This window comes from Streptomyces sp. NPDC060064 (assembly GCF_042736455.1).
In the GTDB taxonomy this organism is placed as follows: domain Bacteria; phylum Actinomycetota; class Actinomycetes; order Streptomycetales; family Streptomycetaceae; genus Streptomyces.
In genome coordinates this window covers 174,708-195,595 of record NZ_JBHWWF010000009.1, presented here as the reverse complement: position 1 = coordinate 195,595, position 20,888 = coordinate 174,708, and the positions used below count along the sequence as shown (strand labels likewise).

The window sequence follows — 20,888 nt, the reverse complement described above, 5'->3', positions numbered from 1 at the left end:
GGAGTCCCGTCGCAAAAAGGCTTCCGCCGGGGTTTCGCGTGCGGCGCGATCTCATGTATTGCCCAGGTGCCAATGTGCTGTCCGTCCTCAAGAGGTTGCTTTAGATGCAGAATGAGCAGAAGCTTCGCGACTACCTCAAGCGGGTAATGGCCGATCTGCAGCAGACGAGGCAGCTGTTGAGCGAGGCTGACTCGCGGGCGCACGAGCCCATTGCGATCGTGGGCATGAGCTGCCGTTATCCGGGTGGCGCCAACTCCCCGGAGGAGTTGTGGCAGATGGTCGCCGACGGCCGGGACGCCGTGTCCGACCTTCCCACCGACCGCGGCTGGGACATCGAGCGGCTCTACAGCCCCGACCGCGAAAAGCCGGGCACTTTCTACAACCGCGAGAGCGGATTCCTTTACGACGCCGCACAGTTCGACCCCTCGTTCTTTGGAATTTCCCCGCGCGAGGCGCTGGCCATGGACCCGCAGCAGCGACTGCTGCTGGAAGTCGCCTGGGAAGCCTTCGAGCACGCCGGAATTGACCCGCACGCGATGCGCGGCAGCAAGACCGGTGTATTCGCGGGCGTGATGTACCAGGACTACGCCACCCGGCTCGACCGAATCCCCGATGGCGTCGAGGGATATCTCAGCACCGGCAACGCATACAGCGTCACCTCGGGACGCATCTCTTACACCCTCGGTCTCGAAGGCCCGGCCGTGTCCGTCGACACTGCCTGCTCCTCCTCGCTGGTGACACTGCACCTGGCCGTCCAGGCGCTGCGCAACGGCGAGTGCACCATGGCCCTCGCCGGCGGCACCACGGTCATGTCGACCCCCGAGGCCTTCATCGACCTCGCCCGCCAGGGCGGCCTCTCGCCCGACGGCCGCTGCAAGGCCTTCTCCGACCTGGCGGACGGCGCCGGCTTCGCCGAGGGCGTGGGCATGCTCCTCGTCGAGCGGCTGTCGGACGCCGAGCGCAACGGCCACAAGGTGCTCGCGGTCGTACGCGGCTCCGCCGTCAACCAGGACGGCGCGAGCAGCGGCCTCACCGCGCCCAACGGCCCCTCCCAGCAGCGCGTCATCCGCCAGGCGCTCGACAATGCCCAGCTTTCCTCCGACCAGATCGACGTCGTCGAGGCACACGGCACGGGCACCACGCTCGGTGACCCCATCGAGGCCCAGGCACTCATCAACACCTACGGCCAGGAACGCCCGGCCGACCAGCCGCTGTGGATCGGCTCCTTCAAGTCCAACGTCGGTCACACGCAGGCCGCCGCGGGCGCCGGCGGCATCATCAAAATGGTGATGGCGTTGCGCAACGGCGTCATGCCGAAGACTCTGCACATCGACAACCCCTCCACCAAGGTCGACTGGACGGCGGGCGCCGTCTCTCTGCTGACCGAGGCGCGGGAGTGGCCGGAGACCGGGCGTCCGCGGCGGGCCGCGGTGTCCTCGTTCGGCATCAGCGGTACGAACGCGCACATCATCCTGGAGCAGGCGGCGGCCGAGCTTCCCGCGGAGGAGCCCCCCGCCGGGACGCACGAGGCGAACGCCCCCGTGTCATGGGTGGTCTCGGGCAGGACCGAGGCCGCGCTGCGGGCGCAGTCCGAGCGCCTGGCCTCGTTCCTCGCCGGGCGGCTGGGCCTCGGACCGGCGGATGTGGGTTACTCGCTTGCGGTGTCGCGGGCGCGGTTCGAGCACCGGGCGGTCGTCTCGGGCGCGAGCCGTGAGGAGCTGCTGGCCGGGCTGGAAGCTGTCGCTGCCGGGCGGGTCGCTCCGGGGGTTGTGGAGGGTTCGGCTGCCGCGAGCGCGGGCGGCAAGCTGGCGTTCCTGTTCACGGGGCAGGGCAGTCAGCGGGCCGGGATGGGCCGGGAGCTGTACGAGACGTATCCGGTGTTCGCTGAGGCCTTCGACGAGGTCTGTGCGCACTTTGACGGGCACCTCGAGCGCCCGCTGAAGGACCTCGTCTTCGACGCGGACAACGCGGACTCTGGTCTGCTGGACCAGACGGTGTTCACGCAGGCCGCACTGTTCGCGGTCGAGGTCGCACTCTTCCGACTGGTGGAGGCGTGGGGACTGACCCCGGACTTCCTCGTCGGCCACTCGGTCGGTGAGCTGGCTGCCGCACACGCGGCAGGCGTCTTCACCCTGGCGGACGCCACGAAGCTGGTCGCTGCACGCGGCCGGCTGATGCAGGCCCTCCCGGCCGGTGGAGCCATGGCCGCGATCCAGGCCACCGAGGCGGAGATTCTTCCGCTGCTGGAAGGCCGGGAGCACGAGATCGCCATCGCCGCGATCAACGGACCCTCGTCCGTGGTGATTTCCGGTGACGAGAACACTGTCGTGGAGGTGCTGGAGTACTGGCGGGAGCAGGGCCGCAAGGTCCGAAAGCTCCGCGTCAGCCACGCCTTCCACTCCCCCCGCATGGAACCCATGCTGGAGGAGTTCCGCACCATCGCCGCAGGAATCTCCTACGGAACCCCGAGCATCCCGGTCGTCTCCAACCTCACCGGCCAACTCGCCACACCCGAAGACCTCGGCACCGCCGACTACTGGGTACGCCACGTCCGCCAAGCAGTCCGCTTCGCCGACGGCATCACCTACCTGGCTGAGCAAGGTGTGACGTCCTTCGTCGAGCTGGGCCCCGACGGAACTCTCTCCGCCATGGCCCAGGAAACCCTCCCCGACACCGACAACACCCTCTTCACCCCCGTCCTGCGCAAAAACCGCCCTGAAGCCGACACGTTCACCCAAGCCATCGCCCAGACACACGTCCACGGCGCAGCACTCGACTGGAACGGCGTGTACGCGGGCCACAACCCCCGCCGCGTCGACCTCCCCACCTACGCCTTCCAGCACCAGCGCTACTGGCTCGAAGCCGCAGAGCCCATGGAGTCGGCGGCCGCCCACGCCGCTGCCCCCGAGGAGACGCGCTTCTGGGAGGCCGTCGAGCGCGAGGACACGGCCGCGCTGGCCGCCGCGCTCGACTTCGACGGCGAGGTCGAGCCCGAGTGGCTCGAAGCGGCACTGCCGGTTCTGTCGACCTGGCGTCGCCAGAACCGGCAGAAGAACACCGTCGACGCCTGGCGATACCGCGTCACCTGGAAGCCTCTGTCCATCGCGCCGGCGAAGCGCCTTTCCGGCACCTGGCTCCTGGTGGTTCCGGCCGGGGACAACACCCACGCGTGGGTGCCCGCGGCCGAGCAGGCTCTGACCGGCCGCGGTGTCACGACCGTACGGGTGGAGTGGAGCGCGGCCGACACGGACCGCGCGTCGCTCGCCGAGCGGATCCGTGAAGCCGTGGGCGACCGTGCCCTCAGTGGTGTGCTCTCGCTGCTCGCGCTCGATACCGATCCGCACCCCAGCCACCCCTATGTGGCTTCGGGGCTCGCCGGGACGCTCGAGCTCGTTCAGGCCCTCGGTGACTCCGGGGTCGAGGCACCGCTGTGGCTCGCCGGCCGCGGCGGCGTGTCGGTCGGCCGGTCGGACCGGGCGGCCGACCCTGCGCAGGCCCAGGTCTGGGGCCTGGGCAGGGTGGCCGGGCTCGAGCACCCGAACCGTTGGGGTGGTCTGGTCGATCTGCCCGAGACGATCGATGCTCCCGCGCTCGCCCGCTTCACCGACGTTCTGGCCGGTCTCGACGCGGAGGACGAGCTCGCGATTCGTTCGACCGGGATCTTCGGCCGTCGTCTCGTACGGGCGTCGCTCGCCGACTCGGCCGGCGGCTCGTGGACGCCGCGCGGCACGATTCTCATCACCGGCGGTACGGGCGCGCTCGGCGGCCATGTCGCCCGCTGGGCAGCAGCCAACGGCGCCGAGCATCTCGTCCTCACCAGCCGCCGCGGCGACCAGGCCCCCGGCGCCCGGGAGTTGAGCGCGGAACTCACCGAACTCGGCGCTTCCCGGGTCACCATTGCCGCGTGCGACGCGGGCGACCGCGAGTCGCTGGCCGCCGTCCTGGCCCGTATCGAGGCCGACGAGACCCAGCCGCTGACGGCGGTTGTGCATGCCGCCGGCGTCGGCGACACCGGCGCGCTCATGGACAGCGGTCTCGACGACGTGGCCGCCATCGTCGCGGCCAAGGCCGCGGGCGCCACGCACCTCGACGAGCTGCTCGGCGACACGCCCCTGGACGCCTTCGTCCTCTTCTCCTCGGCCGCCGCGGTGTGGGGCGGCGCCGACCAGGGCGCGTACGCCGCGGGCAACTCCTTCCTCGACGCGTTCGCCGAGCAGCGCCGCGCCAAGGGCCGTACCGCCACATCCATCGCCTGGGGCCTGTGGGGCGGCGGCGGCATGGGCACCGATGGCGACGAAGAGGCCATGCTGCGCGTCGGCCTCAAGCGCATGAGCCCCGAACTCGCCGTGTCCGCCCTGGTCCAGGCCGTCGAGCACGACGAGACAACGGTCTCCGTCTCCGACCTCGACTGGGAGCGGTTCGCCCCCGCCTACTCCGCCATCCGCCGGCGTCCCTTCATCGGCGACCTGCCCGAGGTCCGGCGTGTCCTGGAGGCGGCGTCGGAGACTCCCGCCGAGCTTGCGGGCGGCAATGCGCTCGCGCAGCGGCTGAGCGGGCTGTCGGCGAGCGAGCAGCGCGAGCTGGTCCTCGACCTCGTACGTACGCAGGCCGCCGCCGCACTCGGCCACGCCGACGCCACGACGATCGAGCCCGGTTCGGCCTTCCGCGAGCTCGGCTTCGACTCGCTCACCGCGGTCGACATCCGCAACCGCCTGAACGGCGCGACCGGGCTCAAGATGCCCACAACGCTCGTCTTCGACTACCCGAACGCCGACGCAGTCGCCGGGCTCGTCCTCACCGAGCTGCTCGGCGCCGACCACGCCGGTACGGCCGACTCGGCGCGTGCGGCCGCTGTCGCGGGCCCGTCGGCCGACGACGAGCCCATCGCCATCGTGGCGATGAGTTGCCGCTACCCGGGCGGCGTCAGCACGCCCGAGGACCTCTGGCAGCTCGTCCTCGAAGGCCGCGACGCCATCTCTCCCTTCCCCACCGACCGCGGCTGGCCCATCGACGACCTGTACGACCCGGACCCGGAGCGAAGCGGGACGACGTACGCGTACGAGGGCGGCTTCATCGACGGTGCCGGCGGCTTCGACGCCGGGTTCTTCGGTATCTCGCCGCGCGAGGCGCTGGCGATGGACCCGCAGCAGCGACTGCTTCTCGAAGCGTCGTGGGAGGCGCTGGAGCGCGCGGGCATCGACCCCCTGTCGCTGCGCGGCACCCAGGGCGGCGTCTTCATCGGCGCCGGATCCCAGGGTTACGGCATCGACGCCCACGACGCTCCCGAGGGGACGGAGGGCTACTTCCTCACCGGCACCCAGTCCTCCGTCATCTCCGGCCGCGTGTCCTACACCCTGGGTCTCGAGGGCCCGGCCGTGACCGTGGACACCGCCTGCTCGTCCTCACTCGTCGCTCTTCATCTGGCCGCGCAGTCGCTTCGGCAGGGCGAGTGCGATCTGGCACTGGCCGGCGGTATCACCGTCATGGCGACCCCGGGCGCCTTCGTCGAGTTCAGCCGCCAGCGCGGTCTCTCCGGCGACGGCCGTTGCAAGGCCTTCGCGGGCGCGGCCGACGGCACCGGCTGGTCCGAGGGCGCGGGACTGCTCCTGCTGGAGCGCCTCTCCGACGCACAGCGCAGGGGCCACAAGGTGCTTGCGGTGGTTCGCGGTACGGCCGTGAACCAGGACGGCGCGTCGAACGGTCTGACCGCTCCCAACGGTCCCTCGCAGCAGCGCGTGATCCGCCAGGCTCTGGCGGGCGCGGGTCTGTCGACGGCCGATGTGGACGTGGTGGAAGCACACGGCACGGGAACGCGCCTCGGTGACCCGATCGAGGCGGGAGCGCTGCTGGCCACATACGGCCAGGGGCGTGACGCGGACCAGCCGCTGTGGCTCGGCTCGATCAAGTCCAACATCGGTCACACACAGACGGCCGCCGGTGTCGCCGGTGTCATCAAGATGGTCATGGCAATGCAGGAGGGCCTGCTGCCGAAGACCCTTCACGTGGACGAGCCGACGCCGCAGGTGGACTGGTCGGCGGGCGCTGTTTCCCTGCTGACCGAGGCGCGGGAGTGGCCGGAGACCGGGCGCCCGCGGCGGGCCGGTATCTCGTCGTTCGGCGTAAGTGGCACGAACGTGCACACGATCCTGGAGCAGGCGCCGATCGCAGAGGTGGAGGCAGCGGCTTCTGAGGCCGTTACGGCTCCGGTGGTTGGTGGGGTCGTTCCGTGGGTGCTGTCGGGCAAGTCTGAGGGTGCGCTGCGGGCGCAGGCGGAGCGGCTGTACTCCTTCGTGGAGGAGAGCGCTGAGCTGGGTCTGGCGGATGTGGGGTACTCGCTTGCGGTGTCGCGGGCGCGGTTCGAGCACCGGGCCGTCGTCACCGGCACTGACCGGACTGAACTCCTCGCGGGCGTACGGGCATTGGCCGAAGGTGAACCGTCCGGCGTACTGACCACTGGCAGCGTGAACCGTGGCCGGTTGGCGTTCCTGTTCACGGGGCAGGGCAGCCAGCGGACCGGGATGGGCCGGGAGCTGTACGAGACGTATCCGGTGTTCGCGGCGGCCTTCGACGAGGTCTGTGCGCACTTTGACGGGCACCTCGAGCGCCCGCTGAAGGACCTCGTCTTCGACACGGACAACGCGGACTCCGGTCTGCTCGACCAGACGGTATTCACCCAGGCCGCACTGTTCGCGGTCGAGGTCGCACTCTTCCGCCTCGTCGAGGCCTGGGGACTGACCCCGGACTTCCTCGTCGGCCACTCGGTCGGTGAGCTGGCTGCCGCACACGCGGCAGGCGTCTTCACGCTGGAGGACGCCACGAAGCTGGTCGCTGCGCGCGGCCGGCTGATGCAGGCCCTCCCGGCCGGTGGAGCCATGGCCGCGATCCAGGCCACCGAGCCGGAGATTCTGCCCCTGCTGGAAGGCCGCGAGCACGAGATCGCCATCGCCGCGATCAACGGACCCTCGTCCGTGGTGATTTCCGGTGACGAGGACGCTGTCGTGGAGGTGCTGGAGTACTGGCGGGAGCAGGGCCGAAAGGTCCGAAAGCTCCGCGTCAGCCACGCCTTCCACTCCCCCCGCATGGAACCCATGCTGGAGGAGTTCCGCACCATCGCCGCAGGAATCTCCTACGGAACCCCGAGCATCCCGGTCGTCTCCAACCTCACCGGCCAACTCGCCACACCCGAAGACCTCGGCACCGCCGACTACTGGGTACGCCACGTCCGCCAAGCAGTCCGCTTCGCCGACGGCATCACCCACCTGGCTGAGCAAGGTGTGACGTCCTTCGTCGAGCTGGGCCCCGACGGAACCCTCTCCGCCATGGCCCAGGAAACCCTCCCCGACGTCGACGACGTGGTCTTCACCCCCGTCCTGCGCAAAAACCGCCCCGAAGCCGACACCCTCACCCAAGCCGTCGCCCACGCACACGTACACGGCGCAGCACTCGACTGGAACGGCGTGTACGCGGGCCACAACCCCCGCCGCGTCGACCTCCCCACCTACGCCTTCCAACACGACCACTACTGGCTGGAGATGGGCGTCCCTGCGGGCGACGTTTCCGTGCTCGGCCAGTCCGCGACCGAGCACCCGCTGCTCGGTGCCGCTGTTGCGATGCCCGAGTCGGACACGCTCGTCCTCACCGGACGTCTGTCGCTCCAGAGCCACCCGTGGATCGCGGACCACCTCGTGATGGGTTCGGCCCTGCTGCCCGGGACCGGCCTGGTCGAGCTGGCGATCCACGCCGGCGACCAGGTGGGCTTCAGCCAGGTCGAGGAGCTGATGCTCCAGGCCCCGCTGATCCTCCCCGAGCGCGGTGCTGTCGTTCTGCGAGTGACCGTGGAGGCCGCGGATGCGCTCGGGCGGCGTCCGGTCGCCATCTTCTCCCGGCCCGAGGACGCGGAAGCGGAGCCGTGGACCCGTCATGCGGCCGGCTTCCTGACGGAGAGCGCGCCGGAGGCGTCGTTCGACCTCTCGGTGTGGCCGCCGAAGGGCGCCGAGTCCATCGAGGTCGAGGATCTCTACGAGAGCCTTTCCAGTACAGGACTGTCCTACGGCCCGGTGTTCCAAGGCCTGCGCGCTGCCTGGCGGCTGAATGACGCCATCTACGCCGAGGTCGCCCTGCCCGAGGGCACCCCGACCAGCGGCTTCGGGCTCCATCCTGCGCTCTTCGACGCCGCTCTGCACGCGGCTTCGCTGAGCACGTCCTCGGAGGAGGACACGGGGACAGGTCTGCCGTTCGCATGGAGCGGTGTGTCCCTGCACGCCACCGGTGCATCGGCTCTGCGCGTACGGCTGACACCGACCGGACCCGACGGTGTGGCCCTCGTCATGGCCGACGGAGCCGGCGCACCGGTCGCCTCGACCGACGCTCTCGTCTTCCGCCAGGTCACGGCCGAGCAGCTCTCGGCGGGCCGTGGTGGCTTCATCGACTCGCTCTTCAGCGTCGACTGGACGGAGCTGTCGCTGTCGTCGGTCGAGCCGGGTACGTGGGCGGTGCTCGGCGAGCCGGGCTCCTTTGCCGACGGCCCGCTGTTCTCGAGCCTGGCCGAGCTCACTACCTCCGACACGATCCCCGAGGTCGTCTTCGCTCCCCTCTCGGCATACGAAGGCACGGACACGGCCACCGCCGCGCACCAGGCCACACACCGCGCGCTCGCCCTCGTCCAGGACTGGCTGGCAGAGGACCGCTTCGCCGACTCCCGACTCGTCTTCATCACCCACGGCGCAATCGCCGCAGGCCCGACCGACACCGTCAGCAACCTGGCCAACGCACCCGTCTGGGGCCTCGTACGAACGGCCCAGTCCGAAAACCCCGACCGCTTCGTACTCCTCGACACCGACGACAAGTCGCCCGAACTCAACTCGCTGTGGCCGCTCCTCGGCTCCGACGAGCCAGAAGCCGTACTCCGCAACGGCTCCATACAGGTGCCGCGTCTGGCCCGCGTGCCTGTCACCGACAGCGACCCGGCCATTGAACTGGATCCGTCCGGGACCGTTCTCATCACCGGCGGCACCGGTGCGCTGGGGTCGCTTGTCGCCAGGCATCTCGTCACCGAGCACGGCGTACGCAACCTGCTGCTCACCAGCCGCCACGGACTCGACGCCAACGGCGCACCCGAACTGGCCACCGAACTGGCCGAACTCGGCGCGGACAAGGTAGAGATCGCCGCCTGCGACGCATCCGACCGCAGCTCGCTCGAGACGCTACTCAAGTCGATCGACAGCGGACGTCCGCTGACCGCCGTCATCCACACCGCCGGCGTCCTCGACGACGGCGTCATCAACTCCCTCACCCCCGACCGACTCGACGCCGTCCTGCGCCCCAAGGCCGACGCCGCCCTCAACCTCCACGAACTCACGTGGGATCTGGGGCTCTCCGCCTTCGTCCTCTTCTCGTCCGCCGCCGGCGTCATGGGCGGTGCCGGTCAGGGCAACTACGCCGCCGCCAACGCCTTCCTCGACGCCCTGGCTCACCACCGCCGCTCGCTCGGCCTGGCCGCAACGTCCCTCGCCTGGGGCCCGTGGGAGCAGGCAGGCGGCATGGCCGGAGACCTCGGAGACACCAACGCCAACCGCATGAGTCGCGGTGGCATGACCGGCCTCTCCCACGCCGAGGGCCTGGAACTGCTCGAGGCCGCATGGCCCACCGACAAGGCCCTGCTCGTACCGATGCACCTGGACCTGGCCGCCGTACGCGCCCAGGCATCATCGGCCGGCGTACCGCCCCTGATGCGCGGACTCGTACGCACCCCCGTCCGCCGCACCGCCCACACCGCAACCGTCGAGACCGGAGCCCTGGCACAACGCCTCACCGCCCTCTCACACGAAGAACGCCACACACTCCTCCTCGACCTGGTCCGCACACACGTCGCCAATGTCCTCGGCCACGAGAGCGGGACCAGCGTCGAACCCGCCCGTGCCTTCAAGGAGTTGGGCTTCGACTCACTCACCGCAGTCGAACTGCGCAACCAACTCGGCACAGCCACCGGACTCCGACTCCCCGCCACCCTCGTCTTCGACTACCCGAATCCCCTGTCCCTGGTCGACTTCCTGCTCACCGAATTCGGCGGTACGGACACCCTGCAGACGGCGGTCGCCCCTGCCGTGGTGCTCACCGACGACGAGCCGATCGCGATCGTCGGCATGGCCTGCCGCTACCCGGGCGGAATCACCTCACCCGAGGGAATGTGGCAGTTCCTCATGGGGGGCGGCGACGGCACATCGCTGTTCCCGGCCGATCGTGGCTGGGACATCGAGGACCAGTTCATCGAGGATCCGGATCGCCCCGGCACGAAGTACGCGCTGGCCGGCGGGTTTCTGCATGACGCACCGGAGTTCGACCCCGCCTTCTTCGGGATCTCGCCGCGTGAAGCGCTGGCGATGGACCCGCAGCAGCGGCTGCTGCTCGAAGCATCGTGGGAGGCCTTCGAGCGGGCCGGGATCGACCCGGCGTCCGTACGCGGCAGCTCAACCGGTGTCTTCGCCGGCGTGATGTACCACAACTACGCCGCTCGCGTGACGGACATCCCCGACGGCGTCGGCGGCTTCCTCGGCACCGGCAACTCCAGCAGCGTCGTGTCCGGCCGTGTCTCGTACACGTTCGGCCTTGAGGGTCCGGCTGTCACCGTGGACACCGCATGCTCGTCCTCGCTGGTCACGCTGCACCTGGCTGTTCAGGCGCTGCGTCGCGGCGAGTGCTCGCTGGCGCTGGCCGGCGGTGTCACCGTCATGCCGAACCCGGACACCTTCATCGACTTCGCCCTCCAGGGCGGCCTGGCCGGAGACGGCCGCTGCAAGGCCTTCGCCGGCGCCGCGGACGGAACCGCGTGGTCCGAGGGTGTGGGCATGCTGCTCGTCGAGCGGCTGTCGGACGCCGAGCGCAATGGCCACAAGGTCCTTGCGGTCGTCCGCGGCTCCGCCGTCAACCAGGACGGCGCGTCGAACGGTCTGACCGCGCCCAACGGCCCCTCCCAGCAGCGCGTCATCCGCCAGGCTCTGGCGGGCGCGGGTCTGTCGACGGCCGATGTGGATGTGGTCGAGGCGCACGGTACGGGTACGCGGCTCGGTGACCCGATCGAGGCGCAGGCGCTGCTGGCCACGTACGGCCAGGGGCGTGAGGGCGGGGAGCCGTTGTGGCTCGGTTCGATCAAGTCCAACCTCGGCCACACCCAGGCAGCGGCCGGCGTCGCCGGCATCATCAAGATGGTCCTGGCGCTGCGTAACGGCGTCATGCCCAAGACCCTTCACATCGACGAACCCTCCCCGCACGTCGACTGGTCGGCGGGTGACGTCTCCCTGCTGACCGAGGCGCGGGAGTGGTCCGAGCTCGACCGTCCACGGCGAGCGGCAGTGTCGTCCTTCGGCATCAGCGGCACGAACGCGCACATCATCCTGGAGCAGGCGCCGGTCGTGGAAGCTGCTGAAGCTTCCGAGGCTCCGGTGGTTGGTGGGGTCGTTCCGTGGGTGCTCTCGGGCAAGTCCGAGGGTGCGCTGCGGGCGCAGGCGGAGCGGCTGTACTCCTTCGTGGAGGAGAGCGCTGAGCTGGGTCTGGCGGATGTGGGGTACTCGCTTGCGGTGTCGCGGGCGCGGTTCGAGCACCGGGCCGTCGTCACCGGCACTGACCGCAACGTACTCCTCGCCGGACTGAAGGCGTTGGCCGCAGGTGAACCGTCCGGCATACTGACCACTGGCAGCGTGAACCGTGGCCGGGTCGCGTTCCTGTTCACGGGCCAGGGCAGTCAGCGGGCCGGGATGGGCAGGGAGCTGTACGAGACCTACCCCGTCTTCGCGGAGGCCTTCGACGAGGTCTGTGCGCACTTTGACGGGCACCTCGAGCGCCCGCTGAAGGACCTCGTCTTCGACACGGACAACGCGGACTCCGGTCTGCTGGACCAGACGGCATTCACGCAGGCCGCACTGTTCGCGATCGAGATCGCACTCTTCCGCCTCGTCGAGGCCTGGGGACTCACCCCCGACTTCCTCGTCGGCCACTCCGTCGGCGAACTCGCTGCCGCACACGCGGCGGGCGTCTTCACGCTGGAGGACGCCACGAAGCTGGTCGCTGCGCGCGGCCGGCTGATGCAGGCCCTGCCCGCCGGTGGAGCCATGGCCGCGATCCAGGCCACCGAAGCCGAAATCCAGCCCCTGCTGGAAGGCCGCGAGCACGAGATCGCTATCGCCGCGATCAACGGACCCTCGTCCGTGGTGATTTCCGGTGACGAGAACGCTGTGGTGGAGGTGCTGGAGTACTGGCGGGAGCAGGGCCGCAAGGTCCGCCAGCTCCGCGTCAGCCACGCCTTCCACTCCCCCCGCATGGAACCCATGCTGGACGAGTTCCGCACCATTGCCGCAAGCCTGACGTACTCGACACCGCGCATCCCGGTCGTCTCCAACCTCACCGGCCAACTCGCCACACCCGAAGACCTCGGCACCGCCGACTACTGGGTACACCACGTCCGCCAAGCAGTCCGCTTCGCCGACGGCATCACCCACCTCTCCACCCAAGGCGTCACCACCTTCATCGAGCTGGGCCCCGACGGAACCCTCTCCGCCATGGCCCAGGAAACCCACCCCGACACCGACAACACCCTCTTCACCCCCGTCCTGCGCAAAAACCGCCCCGAAGCCGAAACCCTCACCCAAGCCATCGCTCGTACCCACGTACACGGCGCAGACCTCGACTGGAACGGCGTCTTCACAGGCCACAACCCCCGCCGCGTCGACCTCCCCACCTACGCCTTCCAGCACCAGCACTACTGGCTGCGGGCCACAGCCGCAGCCGGTGATGCCATCAGCCTCGGACTGGGCAAGACCGGCCACCCGCTCCTCGGCGCGGCGATGTCGCTGCCCGAGACGGACAGCATCGTCCTTACGGGCCGCCTCTCGCTGCAGTCGCACGCTTGGCTGGCCGACCACACCGTCATGGACACCGTCCTCGTCCCCGGCACCGGACTGGTCGAGCTCGCGATCCACGCCGGCGACCAGGTCGGATGCAGTTCCTTGGAGGAGCTGACGCTCCAGGCCCCGCTGGTTCTTCCCGAGCGCGGCGGTATCGCTGTCCGGGTGGCGGTCGACGCTGCCGACGACAACGGGCGGCGGCAGGTCGCGATCTTCTCGCGGCTGGACGAGGCGGATGTTGCGGAGCCGTGGACCCGTCACGCGGTCGGCTTCCTGACAGAAAGCACGCCAGACGCGTCATTTGATCTGTCGGTGTGGCCGCCGAAGGGCGCCGAGTCCGTGGGAGTTGAGGATCTCTACGAGAACCTCGCCAGTACGGGCCTGTCCTACGGCCCGGTGTTCCAGGGTCTTCGGGCTGCGTGGCGACTGGGCGGTGACGTGTTCGCCGAGGTCGTACTTCCCGAAGGCACCAGCACCGACGGCTTCGGACTGCACCCCGCACTCCTCGACGCCGCCCTGCACGCCGTGGCCCTCGGGGACTTCGTCGAAGCATCGGACCAGGCACGACTGCCCTTCGCCTGGAGCGGCGTGTCTCTCCACGCCACCGGAGCATCCGTGCTCCGCGTCAAGCTCTCGCCAGCCGGCACCGACGCCGTATCGATCAGCGCAGCCGACGAAACCGGAACCCCCGTCGCAACCGCAGAGGCCCTGGTACTCCGCACCGTCACAACCGAACAGCTCACAGCAGGCTCTGAGGGCTTCAACGACTCGATGTTCAGCATCGAGTGGCCTGAGCTGTCGCTGTCGTCGGTCGAGCCGGGTACGTGGGCGGTGCTCGGCGAGCCGGGCTCCTTTGCCGACGGCCCGCTGTTCTCGAGCCTGGCCGAGCTCACTACCTCCGACACGATCCCCGAGGTCGTCTTCGCTCCCCTCGCGGCATACGAAGGCACGGACACGGCCACCGCCGCACACCAGGCCACACACCGCGCGCTCGCCCTCGTCCAGGACTGGCTGGCAGAGGACCGCTTCGCCGACTCCCGACTCGTGTTCGTCACCCACGGCGCAATCGCCGCAGGCCCGACCGACACCGTCACCGACCTGGCCAACGCACCCGTCTGGGGCCTCGTACGAACGGCCCAGTCCGAAAACCCCGACCGCTTCGTACTCCTCGACACCGACGACAAGTCGCCCGAACTCAACTCGCTGTGGCCGCTCCTCGGCTCCGACGAACCCGAAGCCGTACTCCGCAACGGCGCCATACGGGCACCCCGCCTGGCACGCCCGACGATCGCCGAGACCACCACACCGCTGGACCCGTCCGGCACCATCCTCATCACCGGCGGCACCGGCGCCCTCGGCTCCCTCGTCGCACGCCACCTCGTCACCCAACACGGCGTACGCAACCTCATCCTCACCAGCCGCCGCGGACTCGACGCCAACGGCGCACCCGAGCTGGCCGCCGAACTCACCGAACTCGGCGCAACCACCGTCGACATCACCGCCTGCGACGCATCCGACCGCGAGGCCCTCGCAACCCTCCTCGCCGGCATCCCCGCCGAGCGCCCCCTCACCGCCGTCATCCACACCGCCGGAGTCCTCGACGACGGCGTCATCAACTCCCTCACCCCCGAACGCCTCGACGCCGTCCTGCGCCCCAAGGCCGACGCCGCCCTCAACCTCCACGAACTGACAGCCAACACAAACCTGACGGCATTCGTCCTCTTCTCCTCCGTGGCCGGCGTCATGGGCAGCCCAGGTCAGGGCAACTACGCCGCCGCCAACACCTTCCTCGACGCCCTGGCTCACCACCGCCGCTCGCTCGGCCTGGCCGCAACCTCCCTCGCCTGGGGCGCCTGGGAGCAGGCAGGCGGCATGGCCGGAGACCTCGGAGACACCAACGCCAACCGCATGAGTCGCGGTGGCATGACCGGTCTCTCCCACGCCGAGGGCCTGGAACTCCTCGACGCCGCATGGCCCACCGACAAGGCCCTGCTCGTACCGATGCACATGGACCTGGCCGCCGTACGCGCCCAGGCATCATCGGCCGGTGTACCGCCCCTGATGCGCGGACTCGTACGCACCCCCGTCCGCCGCACCGCCCACACCGCAACCGTCGAGACCGGAGCCCTGGCACAACGCCTCACCGCCCTCTCACACGAAGAACGCCACACACTCCTCCTCGACCTGGTCCGCACACACGTCGCCAATGTCCTCGGCCACGAGAGCGGGACCAGCGTCGAACCCGCCCGTGCCTTCAAGGAGTTGGGCTTCGACTCACTCACCGCAGTCGAACTGCGCAACCAACTCGGCACAGCCACCGGACTCCGGCTCCCCGCCACCCTCGTCTTCGACTACCCGAACGCGACTGCCGTCGCCGATTACCTCATCGCCGAAGTCATGGGCACCCAGCCCGAGGTGACCGCCGCCGTAGCGGTCCGCGACAACGCCGCCGACGAGCCGATCGCGATCGTCGGCATGGCCTGCCGCTACCCGGGCGGAATCACCACCCCCGAGGAGATGTGGCAGTTCCTGCTCACGGACGGCGACGGGATCACGCCCTTCCCGACCGACCGCGGCTGGGACCTGGACGGACTCTTCGACGGCGACACGGATCGGCCGGCGTCGGAGTACGCGCTGGAAGGTGGCTTCCTGCACCAGGCCACCGACTTCGACCCGACCTTCTTCGGTATCTCACCTCGTGAGGCAGTGGCGATGGACCCGCAGCAGCGGCTGCTGCTCGAGGCTTCATGGGAAGCGCTGGAGCGCGCGGGCATCGACCCGGCATCCGTACGCGGCAGTTCAACAGGTGTCTTCGCCGGCGTGATGTACCACAACTACGCCTCCCGGCTCACCGAAGTGCCGGACGAGGTGGCGGGCTTCCTCGGCAACGGCAGTGCGAGCAGCATTGCGTCCGGCCGTGTCTCGTACACGTTCGGTTTCGAGGGTCCGGCTGTCACTGTGGACACCGCGTGCTCGTCCTCGCTGGTCGCCCTGCAGATGGCGACGCAGTCGCTGCAACGTGGCGACTGCTCCATGGCGCTCGTCGGTGGTGTCACCGTCATGCCGACACCGGACACGTTCGCCAGCTTCGCCCTGCAGCGCGGCCTCGCACTGAACGGCCGCTGCAAGCCCTTCGCCGGCGCAGCCGACGGAACCGGCTGGTCCGAAGGCGTGGGCATGCTGCTCGTCGAACGCCTCTCGGACGCACAGCGCAACGGCCACAAGGTCCTTGCGGTCGTACGCGGTACGGCCGTCAACCAGGACGGCGCATCCAACGGCCTGACCGCTCCCAACGGCCCGTCCCAGCAGCGCGTCATCCGCCAAGCCCTCGCCAACGCCGGTCTGTCGACAACCGATGTGGATGTCGTCGAAGCGCACGGCACGGGCACACGCCTCGGTGACCCGATCGAGGCGCAGGCGCTGCTGGCCACATACGGCCAGGGACGCGACGCCGACCAGCCGTTGTGGCTCGGCTCGATCAAGTCCAACCTCGGCCACACCCAGGCAGCGGCCGGCGTCGCCGGCATCATCAAAATGGTCCTGGCACTGCGCGCAGGTGTCATGCCCAAAACTCTCCACGTGGACGAGCCTTCACCGCACGTCGACTGGTCGACGGGTGACGTCTCCCTGCTCACCGAGGCACGGGAGTGGCCCGAACTGGACCGCCCGCGCCGCGCCGCCGTCTCGTCCTTCGGCATCAGCGGCACCAACGCGCACATCATCCTGGAGCAGGCGCCGGTGGTGGACGTCGGGGCTTCCGAGGCCCCTGTGGTTGGTGGGGTCGTTCCGTGGGTGCTCTCGGGTAAGACCGAGGGCGCCTTGCGGGCGCAGGCGGAGCGGCTGTACTCCTTCGTGGAGGAGGGCTCTGAGCTGGTTCTGGCGGATGTGGGTTACTCGCTGGCGGTGTCGCGGGCGCGGTTCGAGCACCGGGCCGTCGTCTCGGGTGCGAGCCGTGAGGAGCTGCTGTCCGGGCTGGAGGCTCTCGCCGCCGGACGGACGGCCCCAGGACTGGTCGACGGCTCGACCGGTACGGGCGGCAAGCTGGCGTTCCTGTTCACGGGGCAGGGCAGCCAGCGGACCGGGATGGGCCGCGAGCTGTACGAGACCTACCCCGTCTTCGCGGAGGCCTTCGACGAGGTCTGTGCGCACTTTGACGGGCACCTCGAGCGCCCGCTGAAGGACCTCGTCTTCGACACGGACAACGCGGACTCCGGTCTGCTCGACCAGACGGTATTCACCCAGGCCGCACTGTTCGCGATCGAGGTCGCACTCTTCCGCCTCGTCGAGGCCTGGGGACTCACCCCCGACTTCCTCGTCGGCCACTCCGTCGGCGAACTCGCTGCCGCACACGCGGCAGGCGTCTTCACGCTGGCGGACGCCACGAAGCTGGTCGCTGCGCGCGGCCGGCTGATGCAGGCCCTCCCGGTCGGCGGAGCCATGGCCGCGATCCAGGCCACCGAAGCCGAAATCCTGGCGACGGTCGAAGGCCGCGAGCACGAGATCGCCATCGCCGCGATCAACGGACCCTCGTCCGTGGTGATTTCCGGTGACGAGAACGCCGTGGTGGAGGTGCTGGAGTACTGGCGGGAGCAGGGCCGCAAGGTCCGCCAGCTCCGCGTCAGCCACGCCTTCCACTCCCCCCGCATGGAACCCATGCTCGAGGAGTTCCGCACCATCGCCGCAGGAATCTCCTACGGAACCCCGAGCATCCCGGTCGTCTCCAACCTCACCGGCCAACTCGCCACACCCGAAGACCTCGGCACCGCCGACTACTGGGTACGCCACGTCCGCCAAGCAGTCCGCTTCGCCGACGGCATCACCCACCTGGCCGGGCAAGGCGTCACCACCTTCATCGAGCTGGGCCCCGACGGAACCCTCTCCGCCATGGCCCAGGAAACCCTCCCCGACGCCCATGACGACGTGGTCTTCACCCCCGTCCTGCGCAAAAACCGCCCCGAAGCCGACACGTTCACCCAAGCCATCGCCCACGCACACGTCCACGGCGCAGCACTCGACTGGAACGGCGTATTCGCCGACCGCGGTGCTCACCACGTCGACCTGCCGACGTACGCCTTCCAACACGACCGCTACTGGCTCGAGTCGCTCTCTCCCACCGGCGACGCCGCGGGACTTGGCCAGTCCGCCACCAGCCACCCCCTGCTCGGCGCCGCCATCGCTCTCCCGGACTCCGACGGCGTACTGCTCACCGGCCGCCTGTCCCTCCAGTCCCACCCCTGGCTCGCCGACCACGCCGTCATGGACACCGTCCTCGTCCCCGGCACCGGACTCGTCGAGCTCGCCATCCACGCCGGCGACCAGGTCGGTTGCGGCCAGGTCGAGGAGCTGATGCTCCAGGCCCCCCTTGTCCTCCCTGAGCGCGGCGGTATCGCCCTCCGGGTGACAGTGGATGCCGCCGAGGACAACGGGCTGCGTCAGGTCGCGATCTACTCCCGGCTGGACGAAGCAGATTCTGCGGAGCCGTGGACCCGTCATGCCTCCGGTTTCCTGACAGAGAACGCGCCGGACACGTCGTTCGACCTGTCGGTGTGGCCGCCCAAGGGCGCCGATTCGATTGACACGGACGGCCTCTACGCAGACCTGGCGGGGGCCGGCCTCTCATACGGCCCGGTCTTCCAGGGCCTGCACGCCGCCTGGCGACTCGACAACGACATCTACGCCGAAGTGGCACTGCCCGAAGGCACCGCAACCAACGGCTACGGGCTCCACCCCGCACTCCTCGACGCCGCCCTGCACGCCGTGTCCCTGGGCGACTTCACCGGAGCCTCGGACGAGGCTCAGCCGGAGAGCGGCCCCTGGCTGCCGTTCGCGTGGAACGGCGTGTCCCTCCACGCCACCGGCGCCTCCGCGCTGCGCGTGAAGCTGTCCCCGTCCGGTGCCCATGGCTCCAACGGCTCCAATGGCGCCAATGCGGTGTCGCTGACCGTTGCCGACGAGACCGGCGCCCAAGTGGCATCGGTGGAATCGATGATGCTGCGCGCGCTCGCGGCCGAGCAGCTGACTGTGGGCCGCGAGGCGACGCACGACGCTCTCTTCCGTGTCGACTGGTCCGATCTCACCACCCTTCCCACCGTCACGGCGCCCTCCTGCGCGATCGTCGGATCCGACGGCCATCTCCAGCGCCTCCTCAAGGGCTCCGGTATCGACGCGGCGACCCACATGGATCTGGCGGAACTGGCTACCGCCGACGCCATCCCCGAGGTCGTCTTCGCCCCCATTGCGGCGTACGAAGGTACGGACACGGCCGTTGCCGCACACCAGGCGGCACACCATGCCCTGGGCCTCGTCCAGGACTGGCTGGCAGAGGACCGCTTCGCCGACTCCCGACTCGTCTTCATCACCCACGGCGCCGTCGCCGCAGGCCCGAACGAAGCCGTCACCGACCTGGCCAACGCACCCGTCTGGGGCCTCGTACGCTCCGCACAAGCCGAAAACCCCGACCGCTTCGTCCTCCTCGACCTCGACGAGACCTCGGAACTCACCCGACTGTGGCCGCTCCTCGGCTCCGACGAACCAGAAGCAGCCCTCCGTAACGGCGCCATACGTGCACCCCGCCTGGCCCGCACGCCCGCCTCCGAAACCCCCGCACCCATCGAGCTGGACCCCTCCGGCACCATCCTGATCACCGGCGGCACCGGCGCCCTCGGCTCCCTCGTCGCACGCCACCTCGTCACCCAACACGGCGCACGCAACCTCATCCTCACCAGCCGCCGCGGACTCGACGCCAACGGCGCACCCGAACTGGCCACCGAACTCACCGAACTCGGCGCGGACAAGGTAGACATCGCCGCCTGCGACGCTGCGGACCGCAGCTCGCTCGAGACGCTGCTCAAGACGATCGACAGCGAGCGTCCCCTCACCGCCGTGATCCACACCGCCGGTGTCCTGGACGACGGCCTGATCAACTCCCTCACCCCCGAACGCCTCGACGCCGTCATGCGCCCCAAGGTCGACGCCGCCCTCAACCTCCACGAACTGACAGCCGACACAAACCTGTCCGCATTCGTCCTCTTCTCCTCCGCCGCCGGCGTCATCGGCAACCCAGGCCAAGGCAACTACGCCGCAGCCAACACCTTCCTCGACGCACTCGCCCACCACCGCCAAGCACTCAACCTCCCCGCAACCTCCCTCGCCTGGGGCGCCTGGGAACAAGCCGGCGGCATGGCCGGAGACCTCAGCGACACAGACCGCCACCGCCTCAACGGCCTCACCGACACCCAAGGCCTCGAACTCCTCGACGCCGCATGGCCCACCAACACACCCCTGCTCGTACCCATCCGACTCGACCTCACCACCATCCGCGCCCAAGCATCATCGACCGGCACACCGCCCCTCATGCGCGGACTCATACGCACCCCCACCCGCCGCACCGCCCACACCACCACCGCAGCCGAGACGGACGCTCTGACGCAGCGCCTCGCCGGGCTTTCGCGTGAGGACCGCCGGGCCGCGCTGCTTGAGCTCGTACGGGCGCAGGCCGCGTCCGTGCTCGGTTTCGCGAGTGTGTCGGAGGTCCCTGCGGACCGTGCCTTCCGGGAGCTGGGGTTCGACTCGCTGACGGGCGTCGAACTACGGAACCAGCTCGGCAAGGCGACCGGACTGCGGCCGCCCGCCACGCTGATCTTCGACTACCCGAACCCGGTCGAGCTTGCCGAGTACCTGCTGGGCGCGCTGCCCGGCGGCGACGGGGCCGGGCGCAGTGTGCACGACGAGTTGGACGCCCTCGAGTCGCTGCTCTCCTCGCTCGAACCCGACGGTGGTGAGCGTGTCCGTATCAGCGCCCGCCTCCAGACGCTGCTGGCCCGCCTGGGTGAGGACCGGGGCGAAGAGGGTGCCGGAGAGGCGGAGTCGGTGACGGACACGATCGACAGCGCCACCGACGACGAGATGTTCCAGTTCATCGGCCGAGAATTCGGCATTTCCTGACCCGCTAGGAGAAGAGACGTCACCATGTCCAACGAGGAAAAGCTCCGT

At 69.6% G+C, this 20,888-nt stretch carries 1 protein-coding gene; it reads left to right on the top strand.

Going from position 1 to position 20,888, the window contains the following annotated elements; all coding sequences use genetic code 11:
- Window positions 1-104: 104 nt before the first annotated feature.
- Window positions 105-20,840 (top strand): type I polyketide synthase, encoded by a 20,736-nt coding sequence (locus ACFWDI_RS14080; protein ID WP_385303772.1) that lies wholly within the window; start codon window positions 105-107, stop codon window positions 20,838-20,840.
- The last annotated feature ends 48 nt before the right edge of the window (window positions 20,841-20,888 follow it).

What these genes read in the sequence shown, in the direction of transcription:
- ACFWDI_RS14080 (WP_385303772.1), top strand. Translation starts at nt 105, where the DNA reads ATGCAGAATGAGCAGAAGCTTCGCGACTACCTCAAGCGGGTAATGGCC.